The following is a 15268-nucleotide window of genomic DNA, read 5'->3' as shown; positions in this document are numbered from 1 at the left end:
GCCGCCCCGAAACACGGCCAGCACTTCACATCACTCAGAGCGTTTCCGCTGCCGCCGCACGTTCCAATAAGTCGGCAGCTTTGGCGACGCTTTCGGTGGGTGCGGTCATCCGCTTGGCGAGTTCGCGGGCGCGGACGGCGCATTCGGGGGCGAGGGTCCGACGCAGGTCGGCGACCAGCGAATCTTGGGTGGTGGTCGACAGACGGCGGGCGGTGCCGACCTGGAGTCTTTTGACCTGATTTCCCCAATATGGCTGGTCGGCCGAACTCCAGAGGATCAACGTAGGTACTCCGGCGCGCAGACTCGCGGCCGTGGTCCCGGAGCCGCCGTGGTGAACGACCGCGCGGCAGGCGGGAAAGACGGCAGCATAATTCACGACGCCCACCACCTTGACGTGCTCGGATTGCGGCACGTTGCTGAAGTCGTTCCCGCCGAAGCAAATCAACGCCCGCTCACCCAATTCCGCACACGCCGCGCTGATCATTGCGACCGTGTCGGCCGGTGATTCCACCGGAATGCTGCCGAACCCGAAGCACACCGGCGGTGTCCCTTCGGCGATCCACGACGCGATTTCCTCGTCGGCCTCGGTCGTCAGTTCCATCGCCAGCGCGCCGACGAAGGGACGCCGGTTCCCCCATTTCGCCCATTCGGCTGCGAGTCCGGGGAAGCACGCCTGGTCGTAGGCCTGAACCTCGAGCGATCCACGTTCGGCGACCCGTCGCCACGAGCGATGCTTTGCTTCTGGCAGGCCGAGTTTGCGGCGCTGCGCATTCTCGACATTTTTTGTCGAGCGCCAAAACAACCACTCGGTCGCCGTCATCGTGGACCGAACCACAGCCGCCGGCGCATTCGGAACCAACTGACCGTTGGCCCGCATTGGAAAGTGATGCAAGGTGGCAAGCGGGATGTCGTAATACTCGGCGACGTTGGCGGCGGGCTGCTCGAAATTGATGCCGGTGGACATTAGGTCAGCCCCTTCGGCCAGTGACATCAGAGTCGTACTGACGTCGCCCCAGTACTGGATGATCGGTTCCCAGACCCTACGCACCACACGCAGCGGTCCGCGGATCGTCCAGGCACTTCGGAAGAAGTCTCGCCACATGTTTCGCAGGAACTCTTCGTCCAGAAAGTCTTGCAGTTTCGGCCCGTAGGAGACGGCCGCCAGCCCGACCGACTCGACGAACCCGACGAGGTCGGGTGGGACCGCCATGTGGACTTCGTGTCCCCTGCGCAGCAGTTCGCGAGCAACGGCAGCTGACGGCTCGACGTCACCGCGAGTTCCGTAGCATGCCAGGGCAAATTTCATGATGAATCCTCAGCGTATCGGCCGCGAGCCCTATGACGCGCCGTTGCACAGGGAACGCCCTAGCGAGCCGGCCTCGGGATCTCGGCCGTCGGGGCGTCGTCTTCGTGGACGTCGCGCGAGAGCAAAACCCGCACAAGCGGGCGCGGTCCCTCGGAGCGGAGCATTTGACTCGCCGGACGGGGACGAATCACCTGCGGCCACCAGAACCAACGCCCGAGCAGCGCAGCGATGGTGGGCGTCATGAACGACCGCACGATCAAGGTGTCGAACAACAGACCCAGGCCGATGGTGGTACCGACCTGTCCGATGATTCGCAAGTCGCTGGCCGCCATCGCGGCCATGGTGAAAGCGAACACCAGGCCCGCGTTCGTCACGACTTTACCGGTGCCGCCCATGGCCCGAATGATGCCCGTTTTGATGCCAGCCGCTATTTCCTCTTTCATGCGGGAAACCAGCAGCAGGTTGTAGTCAGACCCGACGGCCAGAAGGATGATCACAGCCATCGGAAGCACCATCCAGTGCAATTTGAAGCCCAGAAGGTATTGCCAGATCAGTACCGACAACCCGAAGGAGGCGCCCAGCGACAGCGCCACAGTGCCCACAATCACGAGTGCCGCCACGAAACTGCGCGTGATGACGAGCATGATGATGAAAATGAGGCAGAGCGCACCGACTCCGGCAATGAAGAGGTCGTATTCGGAACCTGTCTTGAAGTCCCTGAAGGTCGATGCCGTGCCGGCAATGTAGATTTTGGAGTTTTCCAGCGGTGTCGACTTGAGTGCCTCTTCTGCCGCCGTGCGTATCTGGTCAATCCGCGAGACGCCCTCGGGCGTTGCTGGGTCGCCCCGATGCGAAATGATGAATCGAGCTGCCTTCCCGTCCGGGGACAGGAAGTTGTTCATCGCGCGTTTGAAGTCCGCATTCTCGAAGATGTCCGGAGGTAGATAGAAGGAGTCGTCGTTCTTGGAGGCGTCGAAAGCCTCGCCCATGGCGACGGCGTCTTTGTCGTTGCTGGTCATCTGCCCCAGGGTCCCGGCCATGGTGCTGTGCATCGTCAGGATCATCGATCGCATGCCCTCTGCAATTGCGATCATCGTCGGGTATTGCTCAAGCAGCTGCGGCATGAGCACGTCCATCTTGTCGAGATCGGGAATGAGGTCTTGCTGCAATTTATCGGCCAGAATGTCGACACCGTCGAATGTCTCGAAAATGTTCCTCAGCGACCAGCAAATCGGGATGTCGTAGCAGTGCCTCTCCCAGTAGAAATAGCTGCGCAGCGGCCGGAAGAAATCTTCGAAGTCAGACAAATGTTGCCGAACTTCACCGATGACTACAGTCATCTCCTTCGTCTTCGTAATCGTGTCATGGGTGATCTCAGTCATCCGCTTCTGCAACTCGTACAGGCGCTTCATTGTCGCAATCTGCTGAGAGATCAAGTCGGCTTGCTTGAGCATGTCGTCCGTTCGCGCCTGCATATACTTCATATCTTGCGACATGGTCGCTTGCTGCATGCTGAGCAAGAACGGTATCGACGTATGTTGGATTGGCGTTCCCTCCGGCCGGGTTATCCCCTGAACCCGGGAAATGCCTTTCACCTGGAAGATCCCCTTGGCCAGTCTGTGCAGCACGAGAAAGTCAGCTGGGTTCCGCATGTCGTGGTCTGATTCGATCATCAGGATTTCCGGCATCATCCGGGATTGGCTGAAGTGACGATCGGCGGCCGCATATCCCACGTTGGCCGGAACATTTTTGGGGATGTAGGCGCGGTCGTTGTAGCTGGTTTGATAACCCGGCAAGGTGACCAGACCGACGAGAGCGATGGCGATCGTCGCGGCGAGAATGGGCGCGGGCCAGCGGACGATCGCCGTGCCGACCCGGCGCCAGCGCTGGAAGCCGATCATGCGCCTGGGATCTAATAGCCCGAAGCCACTCCCGAGGGTAATGACCGCCGGGACCAGGGTCAGGGCGATCGCGACCGAAGCGAGCAGGCCGACGGCGCAGGGCACGCCGATGGTCTGGAAGATGGGCATTCGGGTGAAACTCAGGCACAGCATCGCTCCGGCGATCGTCAAGCCGGAGCCCAGAACGACGGGGGCGACCCCGCGGTAGGTGGTGTAGTAGGCGGTTTCGCGGTCCTCACCGGCCTGACGGGCCTCTTGGTATCGGCCGAAGAAGAAGATTCCGTAGTCGGTTCCGGCCGCCATTGCGAGCGCCACCAACAGGTTGATGGCGAACGTCGAAAGTTGTACCAGACTGTGGTCGCCGAGGAACGCGATGATCCCGCGTGCCGCAAATACTTCGATGCCGACCGTGAGCAACAGCAGAATTACGGTGATGATTGACCGGTAGACGAATAGCAGGACCGTGAAGATGATCACGGCGCCTATCAACGTCATCTTCAGAATGGATGAATCGCCGGCGTGCTGCATATCGGCAATAAGCGCTGCCGGACCGGTGACATAGGCGGTGAGGCCGGGGGGCGGCGGCGTCTGGGCGATGATGTGCCGGACCGCGGCAATTGAGTCCTGGCCCAGGGTGGTGCCTTGATTACCGGCCAGGTTCAGCTGGACGTAGACGGCTTTGCTGTCCGGGCTTTGTGCGCCGGCCGCTGTTAGCCGATCCGACCATAGGTCCTGCACGTGCTCGATGTGCTTCGTGTCGGCCTTCAACTTGCGAACGAGCTGGTCGTAGTAGGTGTGAGCATCGTCGCCGAGTGGTTGTTGGCTCTCCAGCACCAGCATCGCGAAGCTATCCGAGTCGGATTCTTTGAAGTCCCTTCCCATGCGCTGCATGGCCTGCACCGCCGGGGCGTCCTGGGGGGCCATCGGCACGGAGTGCTCCCGGCCGACCGTCTCCAGCCACGGCACCCCGAAACTCACCAGGAGCGTAAACGCCACCCACGCCAGGATGACAAGCATCGCGAGCTTGCGGACGGACCGCGCGAAGAAGGGCGGCCGCCGTTGTCCGACGCTCATGCGGCCTGTCCCTGTGCCACGACGCTCCCCACGCTTGTCGTCCCCATGCCGAAGTGGATTCCCGACACTTATCGCGGCTGCTTCAACAACAACGAACGCACCAGCGGCCGCGGCCCCGTTGGCCGCAGCATCGTGCTGGCGGGGCGGGGACGCACGGTCTGCGGCCACCAGAACCAGCGTCCCAGCAGGGCGGCGACCGACGGCGTCATGAATGCGCGCACGATCAATGTGTCGAACAGCAAGCCGATGCCGATCGTGGTGCCGACCTGGCCGATGCTGCGTAGGTCGCTGACGACCATAGACGCCATGGTGAACGCGAACACCAGGCCGGCATTCGTCACCACTTTGCCGGTGCCCGCCATTGCGCGGATGATGCCGGTGTTGATACCGGCGGCAAGTTCCTCCCTCATCCGGGAGACCAGCAACAGGTTGTAGTCAGACCCCACCGCCAGCAGGACGATTACCGAGGTCGAAAGCACGGTCCAGTGCAGCTGAATGCCGAGCATGTATTGCCATATCAGTACGGATAGTCCGAAGGACGCACCCAATGACAGCAATACCGTGCCGACGATCACCATTGCGGCGATGAAACTCCGCGTCATGATCAGCATGATGATGAAAATGAGGCAGAGGGCGGAAACTCCGGCGATCAATAGGTCAAATTTCGACCCGTCCACCAAATCCTTGGTGATCGCCGCGGTACCGGTCAGGTAGATCTTCGAGTTTTCCAGCGGGGTGCCCTTGAGCGACTCCTCGGCCGCCGTCTTGATCGCTTCGACCCGGGAGAGGCCTTCGGGCGTCGCGGGATCGCCCCGTTGCGAAATGAGCAGCCGGACGTCCTTGCCGTCCGGTGACATGAATACCTTCTCGACTCGCTTGAAGGACTCCGAGCCGTTGATGATCCCCGGCGGTAGGTAAAAGGAGTCGTCGTTCTTGGACGCGTCGAAAGCCTGCCCCATCGCGGCGGGATCCTTGGAGTTGGAATCCATCTGGCCCATGACGCCCGACATGGTGCTGTGCATGGTCAGCATCATGGTGCGCATGCTCGACATGGTTTCGATCATCGGCGGGATCTGCATGACCAGCTGAGGCAGGATCATGTCCAGCTCATCGAGGTTTTGTACGAGCTCTTTCAGCTTGTCGTTGATCTCATCGACGCCGTCGATGCCATCGAAGATGGATCTCAGCGAGAAGCAGACGGGAATGTCGTAGCAGTGCCTCTCCCAGTAGAAGTAGCTGCGGAGGGGCCTGAAAAAGTCCTCGAAGTCCGCAAGGCGGTCACGCAATTCCGAGGTAATGTCCTGCATCTGATGCGTCACGCCGACCATGTGATGGGTCGTGGCGACGAGTTGTCTCATCAAATCCAACATGTGCTGCATGATGGCGATCATTTTCGCCATCTCTTCGGCCTGCACGAGCATGTCGTCCATGCGGTCTTTTTGGAACGCCATGTTCTGCAGCTGGCTCGCCTGCCCCATGCTCACTATCCACGGGATAGTGGTGTGCTGCAGTGGGACTCCCTCTGGTCTGGTCACGGTCTGCACCGTCGAGATACCCGGAACCGCGAGCACGCCCTTGGCGAGTTTGTTGATCACCAGCATGTCCGTCGGGTTACGCAAGTCGTGGTCGGTCTCGACCAATAGAATCTCGGGCATCATCATTCGAGATCCGGGGAAATGCCGCTCAGCGGCCGCGTATCCGACGTTGGCGGGAATGCTTGCCGGAATGAACTTTTGATCGTCGTAGCTGGGCCGGTAATTCGGCAATGTCAAAAGCCCAATCAGAGCGACCGCCATGGTCGCGATGAGAATGGGGGCCGGCCACCGCACAATGGCCGTGCCGATCCGTCGCCAGCGGTGAACCGTGATCGCCCGCTTCGGGTCGAACATTCCGAACCGGGCGCCGGCCGCGAGAAGTGCGGGCCCCAGCGTGAGCGCCACCAGGACCGCGATGGCAATGCCCACGGCACAGGGAATGCCGAGCGGCTGAAAATAAGGTAGCCGGGTGAAACTGAGGCAGAGCACCGCACCGGCGATCGTTAAACCGGAAGCCAACACGACTTTGGCGACACTGTTGAAGGTGGTGTAGAAAGCCGCCTCTTTACTCTCGCCCGCATAACGGGCCTCTTGATATCGACCGACGAAGAAGATTCCGTAGTCGGTTCCAGTCGCGATCACCGCGGCTACCAGCAGGTTGACGGCAAACGTAGTAAGACCGACTACCCCGAGATGGCCGAGCAGCGCGACCATTCCCCGCGCCACCTGCAATTCCAGCCCGACAATCAACAGCAAGAGGATCACCGTGACGATGGAACGGTAGACGAGGAGCAGCGTGATGAAGATGACGGCAAGGGCCACCGCCGTCACCAACAGGACGGTCTTCTGGCCGGCGACATTCATATCCGCGACGATCGGCGCGGGTCCCGTGACGTAGACCTTGAGACCGGCGGGCGGATTCGCGGCCTGCACGATTTTCCGGACCGCGGCAACTGATTCGTCGCCCGAACTGCCGCCCGCGTTGCCGTTCAGGTTGATCTGGACGTAGGCGGCCTTGCCGTCCTGGCTCTGCGCAGCCCCCCGGGTGAGCGGATCGCCCCAGAAATTCTGGACGTGCTGCACGTGTTTGTGATCGTTCTGCAGGTCACGAACCAAACGGTCGTAATAGGCGTGGGTATCGTCGTTCAGGGGCTGCTGGCTCTCCAGCAAAATCATTGCCAAAGCGCCGGTGTTGGTTTCCTTGAAGTCCGTCCCGAGGCGCTCCATCGCTTTGAACGACGGCGCACCGATCGGACTCAGTGAAACTGCATGCTCCGCCTCGACCTGTTCCAGTGACGGGACGCCGATGGTCATCAGGACCGCAATGCCCAGCCATCCCAAAATAATGGGAACGGAGAACCGATGGATCGTCCGCGCAAAGAATGGCTGCCTGGCGCGTTCTTCAACCACTGGCTGGGTGCTCATGTGGCTGTCAGGACGCAGTAGGTGAACGCGTTCAACTCGTGTGAGATCCTCTCAGCTTTGACCGCACCGTCGACCAGTATACGGCAGCCGAGCGTATCGCTATTCCCTTGTGCCACAACGTTTGCCACGATCGACGGCAGGGTGGTCGCGATGTCGTATGTCCACGGCAGTGGAATGCCGTTGATGTGCTGCGGCTCGCCGTTGATGTCGAAATAGCTGATGTCGGCGGTCGTCCCTGGCGGTCCGAAGATCTGGTACTGCACACGCTTGGGGTTGAAAGGCTTGGTGTCTTGTTGTCTGGTGTCGGCATACGACGGCCGCTTCTCGGAACCGAATATCCCGTGCAAACGCGTCACCGTTATACCGCCGGCGACAACGACCGCCAGAATGACCAGCGGGATCCACACGTGCTTCAGCGCTCTGAAAATCCCGACGCCCTGACTCCGGCGGTATTCCCGCGGCGCGCGCTGTCCCCCCGGCTCAGTCGAAGTTCGGCGAGCAAACGGCAAAAAACGGCGTCGTCGACTTGACGGCTGGCTAATGTCGCTGCCTTTCGTGCTGGCGAAACCGGGCCGGGCCCGCAGGTCGGGTTCGGTCACCGCACCCCCTTCTACCCGTTTACGCGTCTCTTGTTATTCCGCCGGCCCGATCAAGCTGTTACATCTTGGGCCGCGCCAGGTGAGGGCACTCAGATGCGGTGTACGTCGCAGACTAGTCGTGCTTCGGCACCCCATACGAGCCCCGCCCCCCGGGAGCGCGACCAGGTCTTCATGAGTAAACCACGCGAATGGTCTCCGTATCAGCCGCTTCGGCATTGAGATACGGGATCGTAATGCATACCGCGTGCATAACGGCACTTTGTAGATCGCCCGCCCGGATGGTTCACCCGGTTGGCGCCGGGTGCCCCACTCGGTCCGGAACGGCGCCCGCCCACCCCGCGGTCCGCCCTGCGGCCGAGGCCGCTGAGTGATCAGCGGCCGTAGTCAGCTAACGACGATCGCCGCCCCGAGTCAATGGGTTCGGGGACGGCATTTCTGTGCGCGCCCGTTGCCGTCGCAGTGGGCGGCGCGGGCGTCCCAGACAGGCCACTCGCCGCGCCGTTTGCTGCGTTGGAGTAGCCGCCGCCGCGGATCCGCCTCTTGGTGATTTTCGCGCCGGCTTTCGGACCGGTAGCCTAGGCGCTGACAACCACCCAAAATTCCATCGTCCTAGCAGGCAGACCACGCGCGATCGCGAACCTCCCCGGTGAGCCATTGTTGCAGGTCACAGCAGCCAACGGCGGCAGCTGTGCAGCCCCGCACCAGCCCAATTCTTAGGCTGCATTAAGAGCCTGTCAGGTCACACCGGGAACTTTGTCCAAACCTCGGACGCACGATGGTGCCTCCAGTAGGGTTTGGAACCGTTCCACTTGTGTCAACTAGACATCCTGGAGAACCGTGAGCATCAACCCATTCGACGACGACAACGGCAGTTTTTTCGTCTTAGTGAACGACGAAGAGCAGCACAGCCTGTGGCCGGCCTTCGCCGATGTTCCAGCTGGCTGGCGAGTGGTGTACGGCGAGGCGGACCGCGCTGCGTGCTTGGAGTACATCGAACAGAATTGGCCCGACATTCGGCCAAAGAGTCTGCGCGACAAGCTCGCAACGGGTCGGGGTTTTGACCAGTAACGAGTCGGGGTATGGGGCGGGTGGAGCTTTGGGGGAGTCGATGGGAGTTGGTGATCGCGCACTTCCGCTGACGCGCGGACAGCTGGACATCTGGCTTTCGCAGGAAACGGGCTACGTCGGCACGGAGTGGCAGCTCGGGCTCTTGATAAAAATCGAGGGCGCACTGGATCGGGAGGCCCTCGAGCGCGCCCTCCGTCAGGCCGTTGCCGAGGCCGAGGCCGGCAGGGTGTCGTTCTTCGAGGTCGACGGCCAGGTTGTGCAGAAGCCGATCGACTACCCGGACTTCGAGCTCGACTTCCATGACCTGACTTCCTCGCCCGACCCGGTGGGGGAAGCCCGTACGATGTCCTCGTCGATCCAGCGCACGCCGATGGCATTGAACGGCCAGCTGTTCAAATTCGTGTTATTCCAGACACAGGCCGCCGAGTTCTATTTGTTCGGCTGCTGCCACCACATCGCAGTCGATGGATTGGGCATGGCGCTGGTATGCCGTCGGGTTTCGACGATTTATTCGGCGATGGTCGCCGGAAAACCCATTCCCGATGCCTATTTCGGTTCGGCGCAGGATTTGGTCGACATCGAGTCGGAATACGAAGCGTCGCCCGATTATCTGGACGACCAGGCGTATTGGAGCAGCAACCTTCCGCCGGAAACCGCATGGGTCGATCGGCCCGCAGCCGACACCACGAGCGGCAAAGACCACTACTCGCCGTCAGCTTCCGTCCAGTTGGACCCGTCCGTCACCACCCGGATCAAGGAGCTGTCCAAGAAGCTGGGCATCCGCCGGTTCTCCGTCACCACCGCGGCGTGCGCGCTCTTGGTGCGGGCGTGGTCGGGGAGTGGTCCTGAGGTAGCGCTCGACTTCCCGGTGAGCCGGCGGGTGCGTCCGGAGTCGAAGACGCTTCCCGGGATGTTCGCCGGGGTGGTGCCGCTGGTGCTGAACACGTCACCGACGGCCACCGTCGCCGACTTCTGCAAACACGTCGACACGCGAATCCGGGAGTTGTTGCAGCACCAGCGATTCCCGGTGCACACCCTGGAGAGTGACGGTCTGCGGCAGGCGGCGAATCGGGTCGGGATCAATTTCCTTCCGATGAGGCTGACGCTGGACCTGGCCGGTTCCCCGGCCACGGCGTCGTACACGAATCACGGGCCCGTGGGGCACTTCAGTTTGTTCTTCATGGGCGCAGGTGACCAGCTCTTCCTCAGCACCGCGGGGCCGGGGCAACCGTTCGCGGACTTCGGCGTCGCCGACCTGGCGGCGCGCATGCAGCAGGTGCTGGAGGAGATGACCGCCGACCCGGAGCGGTGGCTGGCCTCGATCGATCTGCTGGCCGCCGACGAGCCGGCCCAAATCGACGAGTGGAGCAACCGGGCGGCCTTGACGGCGCCGGTGCCTACCCCGTCGTCAATCCCGGTGGCCTTCGCGGAACACGTGCAGCGCGCGCCCGAGGCCCTGGCGGTTACCTGTGCCGCCAAGTCGTTGACCTACGCCGAACTCGACGAGGCCTCCAACCGGCTGGCCCACCTGCTTGCCGGTCATGGCGTGGGTCCGGGTGACTGCGTCGCAGTCATGTTCCCCCGCTGCGTCGACGCGATCGTGGCCATGCTCGCGGTGCTGAAAACCGGTGCTGCCTACGTGCCGATCGATCCGGCGCACTCGGCGGCGCGCATGGAATTCGTGCTTGCCGACGCGGGACCGAGCGCGGTGATCACTACGGCGGACCTGCGCTCGCGCCTGGACGGGCGCGACCTGTCGGTCGTCGACGTGCACGACCCGGCGGTCGAGGCTCAGCCCAACACCGCGCTGCCCGCGCCCGCCGCGGACAACATCGCCTACATCATCTACACCTCCGGAACCACCGGGACCCCCAAAGGCGTTGCGATTCCCCATCTCAACGTCACGTGGCTGATCGAGTCGCTCGACGCCGGCCTGCCTAAGGGGCAGGTGTGGACGCAAAGCCATTCCTCGGCGTTCGACTTCTCGGTGTGGGAGATCTTCGGCGCCCTGCTGCGGGGCAGACGCCTGCTGGTGGTGCCCGAGTCGGTGGCGAGCTCGCCGGAAGACCTCCACGATCTGCTGGTCGCGGAGAAGGTCAGCGTGCTCACGCAGACCCCGTCCTCGGTTGCGATGCTGCCCGCGGACGGCCTGGAGTCCACCGCCTTGGTGGTGGCCGGCGAAGCCTGCCCGACCGACGTGGTGGATCGGTGGGCGGCGCCCGGGCGGGTGATGCTGGACGCCTACGGTCCGACGGAAACCACGGTGTGCGCGTCGATCAGCAAGCCGTTGACCCCCGGATCCGCTGTGGTGCCGATCGGTTCGCCGATCGCCGGCGCGGCAATGTTCGTGCTCGACAAGTGGTTACAGCCGGTGCCCGCCGGTGTGGTCGGTGAGCTGTACCTGGCCGGTCGCGGCGTCGGCTGCGGATACGTGCGCCGCGCCGGGTTGACTGCATCCCGGTTCGTGGCCAACCCCTTCGGTGGCCCCGGAGCCCGGATGTACCGCACCGGTGACCTGGTCTGCTGGGGCGAGGACGGGCAGCTGCAATACTTCGGCCGCTCCGACGAGCAGGTCAAGATCCGCGGCTACCGCATCGAGCTCGGCGAAATCCAATCGGTGCTCAAGGGCCTCGACGGGGTGGAAAACGCCGCCGTGATCGCGCGCGAGGACCGCCCCGGCGACAAGCGCCTGGTCGGATACATCACCGGCACGGCCGATCCGGCCGCGATCCGAGCCGCGCTGGCCGATCGCCTCCCGCCGTACATGGTGCCCGCCGCGGTGGTGGTGCTCGAGGCGCTGCCCCTGACGGGCAACGGCAAACTCGACAAGCGAGCCCTGCCGGCACCCGAATACGCCACCGCCGAATACCGCGCCCCCGGCGACGCAGTCGAGGAGATCCTCGCCGACATCTACGCCCAGGTGCTGGGCCTGGAGCGGGTCGGCGTCGACGCTTCCTTCTTCGACCTCGGTGGCGACAGCATCCTGTCCATGCAGGTGGTGGCCCGCGCCCGTGCGGCGGGGATCCTGTTCCGGCCGCGCGACGTGTTCGTCGAGCAGTCGGTGGCCCGGCTGGCCCGGGTGGCCGAGGTGGCGGCCGACGGCGCGGGCGGTGTCGCCGACGACGGCGTCGGGCCGGTGGTGGCCACCCCGATCATGCGCTGGCTGCAGACCATCGACGGGCCGATCGAACAGTTCAACCAGACCATGGTGGTGCAGGCGCCGGCCGGGGCAGGCGAGGCCGACGTGGTGGCGGTGCTGCAGGCCCTGCTGGATCGCCACGCCGCGCTGCGGCTGCGCGCCGACGACGACGGTGCGGGCGGCTGGTCGCTGCACGTGCCCGAGGTCGGTGCGGTGGACGCGCGCGGCTGCGTGCACGCCGTCGAGACGCTGTCCGAAGAGACATTGGCGGAGGCGCGGTCGCGGTTGAACCCGGCCGCCGGGGTGATGGTCAGCGCGGCGTGGGCCGCGCCGACGGGCCAGCTGGCCCTGATCATCCACCACCTCGCAGTCGACGGTGTGTCGTGGCGAATCCTGTTGGAAGACTTCAACATCGCCTGGGCGCAGCATCACAGCGGGCAGCCGATAACCTTGCTGGCACCGGGCACGTCGTTCGCCCGGTGGTCGTCGCTTCTGGAGGAGTACGCCCAGCGCGCCGACGTGGTGGCCCGGGCGGACGAATGGCGACAGGTGGCGGCCACCCCGGCGGCGTTGCCCGCGGCGCAACCCGATGTCGACACCTATGTGACGGCAGGCCAGCTCTCCGTGTCGCTGGACGTCGACACGACCCGACTGCTGCTCGGCGAGGTGCCGGCCGCGTTCCACGCCGGCGTGGGCGACATCTTGTTGATCGCCTTCGGGCTGGCGTTCGCGGAATTCCTGGGTACGGGCGCGGCGCCGATCGCCATCGACGTGGAGGGCCATGGACGCCAGGAAGAACTGGCTCCCCGGGTGGATCTGTCGCGCACCGTCGGCTGGTTCACCACCAAATACCCGGTGGCGCTCAAGAGCCGCCGGCTGAGCTGGTCGCAGGTGGTGGCCGGCGAGGCCGCGCTGGGCGCGGTGATCAAGGACGCCAAGGAACAGCTGCGCGCCCTGCCCGACGGGCTGACCTACGGCTTGCTGCGCTACCTGAACGCCGAGGTGGACCTGGACGGGGCGGACCCGGTGATCGGGTTCAACTATCTGGGGCGGCTCGGCGCGGGCGCCGACCTGTCCGACGACTTTTGGCGGGTCAGCCACGACAGCCTGGCCGTTGCGGCCGTGGCCACCGCGGTGCCCATGCCGCTGGCGCACACGGTGGAAGTCAACGCCGGCACCATGGACACCGAGGCCGGCCCGCACCTGCAGGCCAACTGGACGTGGGCCCCGTCGGCGCTGGACCACGAGCGCGTTAACCGGTTGAGCCAGTTGTGGTTTGAGGCGCTGGCCGGGATCTGCGCGCACGTCAAGGCCGGCGGCGGTGGGTTGACCCCGTCGGACATCGCCCCCGCGCAGCTCAGCCAGCAGCAGATCGACGAGCTCTGCCGGCAAGGCAGCGTCGCCGACGTGCTGCCGCTGACCCCGGTGCAGCAGGGACTGCTGTTCCACACCGCCTTCGCGCAGGATATGGACGACCTGTATGCGGTGCAGCTCGGCATCACCGTCCGCGGCGCACTCGACGCGGCGCGCCTGCGCGAGGCGGTGCACACCGCCGTCAAGCGGCACCCCAACCTGGTCGCCCGGTTCTCGGAGGATTTCGGCGAGCCGGTGCAGGTCATCCCTGCCGATCCGCAGATGGCCTGGCGGTACGTGGAACTCGACGACGGCAACGTCGATGACGAGGTCGAGCGGCTGGCCGCCGACGAGCGCGCCGCGGTGTGTGACCTCGCTGAGAAGCCGTCGTTCCGGGCCGCGCTGATCCGTACGGCGCCCGACCGGCACCGGTTCGTGCTGACCATTCACCACATCGTGGTGGACGGCTGGTCGCTGCCGGTCCTGCTGCAGGAGGTCTTCGCCAGCTACTACGGGGAGCGGCTTCCCGCCGCCCCGTCGTACCGCAGCTTCGTCACCTGGCTGACCAATCAGGACCGCGCCGCCGCGCAAGCGGCATGGGCGCAGGTGCTGGCCGGCTTCGAGACCCCCACCCTCGTCGGCCCCCTCGGACACATCGGGCGGCGCGGCGTCGCCGCGTTCCATGTGCCCGCCGAGACCACGAAGGCGCTGGGCGAGCTGGCGCGCTCGTGCCGCACCACCATCAGCACCGTGTTGCAGGGCGCGTGGACCCAGCTGCTGACCTGGCTGACCGGGCAGCACGATGTGGCCTTCGGCACCGCGGTTTCGGGGCGGCCCCACGAATTGGCCGGCGCGGACGCGATGGTCGGCCTGCTGATCAACACGGTGCCGGTGCGCGCGACCGTCACCCCGACAACCACCGTCGCCGAACTGCTGGACCAGTTGCAACGCCTGCACAACGACACCGTCGACTACGAGCACCTGGCGCTGCCCGAGATTCACCGCGTCACCGGTCACGACCAGTTGTTCGACACCCTGTTCCTCTACGAGAACTATCCGATCGACGCGGGCGCGCTGTTGGGCGTCCACGAATTGGCCGTCACCGATTTCAGCAGCCGGGAGTACAACCACTACCCGCTGTCCGTTGTGGCCTCGCCGGGCCACGAACTGAGCCTTCGCGTCGAGTTCGACACCGAGGTGTTCAGCACCGCCGCCATCGACACGCTGATCGAGCGCTTGCAGCAGGTGATGGTGGCCATGACCGCCGATCCCTCCCGCCGCCTGTCCTCGATCGACCTGCTCGACGCCGCCGAGCACGGCCGGCTCGACGAGTGGGGCAACCGGGCGGTGCTGACCGAGACGGCGCGGAAGCTGGCCTCGATTCCGGAGCTGTTCGCCGCCCAGGCCGCGCGCGCCCCGGAGGCAGTGGCCATCACCGACGGCGACCGTTCGTGGACGTACGGCGAGGTCGAAGAGTCCGCTAACCGGCTGGCGCACCTGCTGGTGAGCCGGGGCGCCGGGCCGGGGGAGCGCGTCGCGGTGCTGTTCCCGCGGACGGCCGAGGCCGTGGTGGCGATTTTGTCGGTGCTCAAGACCGGGGCGGCCTACCTGCCGGTCGACCCGACGGTGCCGGCGGCGCGGATCGAGTTCGTGCTTGGCGACGCCGCGCCGATCGCGGCCGTCACCACCGCGGACGTGCGATCGCGGCTGGACGGGTCGGGCCTGGAGATCATCGAATTCGACGACCCGGCCGTCGCGACCCAATCCAGCGATGGGCTGCCCGCGCCGTCCGCGGAGAACGTCGCCTACATCATCTATACGTCCGGTACGACCGGCACCCCGAAGGGTGTGGCGGTGCCGCACCGCAA

Annotated in this window: 6 protein-coding genes; 2 read left to right on the top strand and 4 right to left on the bottom strand. The window is 64.6% G+C overall.

The features are described 5' to 3' along the window. Positions 1-34 precede the first annotated feature (34 nt). The 4 genes from A5773_RS06255 to A5773_RS06240 form a co-directional block, all read right to left on the bottom strand. Entirely contained in the window at positions 35-1306 is a 1272-nt protein-coding gene (locus A5773_RS06255) for a glycosyltransferase (RefSeq protein WP_067790049.1), read from the bottom strand. Between the two features lie 59 nt (positions 1307-1365). After that, positions 1366-4281 (bottom strand): RND family transporter, encoded by a 2916-nt coding sequence (locus A5773_RS06250; protein ID WP_067790047.1) that lies wholly within the window; start codon positions 4279-4281, stop codon positions 1366-1368. 68 nt (positions 4282-4349) lie between these two features. Further along, positions 4350-7241, bottom strand: coding sequence for an RND family transporter (locus tag A5773_RS06245; RefSeq protein WP_067790043.1), 2892 nt, complete (start codon positions 7239-7241; stop codon positions 4350-4352). Then, entirely contained in the window at positions 7238-7657 is a 420-nt protein-coding gene (locus A5773_RS06240; RefSeq protein ID WP_067790169.1) for an MmpS family protein, read from the bottom strand. Before A5773_RS06240 ends, A5773_RS06245 begins: the two co-directional genes overlap by 4 nt. Positions 7658-8677: 1020 nt before the next feature. On the opposite strand from A5773_RS06240, the gene A5773_RS06235 reads away from it, so the two are divergent. Both A5773_RS06235 and A5773_RS06230 read left to right on the top strand, forming a co-directional pair. Then, positions 8678-8908, top strand: coding sequence for an MbtH family protein (locus A5773_RS06235; protein WP_066950804.1), 231 nt, complete (start codon positions 8678-8680; stop codon positions 8906-8908). Positions 8909-8948: 40 nt separating this feature from the next. Next, positions 8949-15268, top strand: a 6320-nt coding sequence (locus tag A5773_RS06230) for a non-ribosomal peptide synthetase (RefSeq protein WP_156744757.1), incomplete at its 3' end; no start/stop codon positions are given.

It is taken from the genome of Mycobacterium sp. 852014-52450_SCH5900713, assembly GCF_001667075.1.
GTDB lineage: Bacteria > Actinomycetota > Actinomycetes > Mycobacteriales > Mycobacteriaceae > Mycobacterium.
Note: the sequence above shows the minus strand (reverse complement) of the source record. Positions and strands in the feature narration are given on the sequence as shown.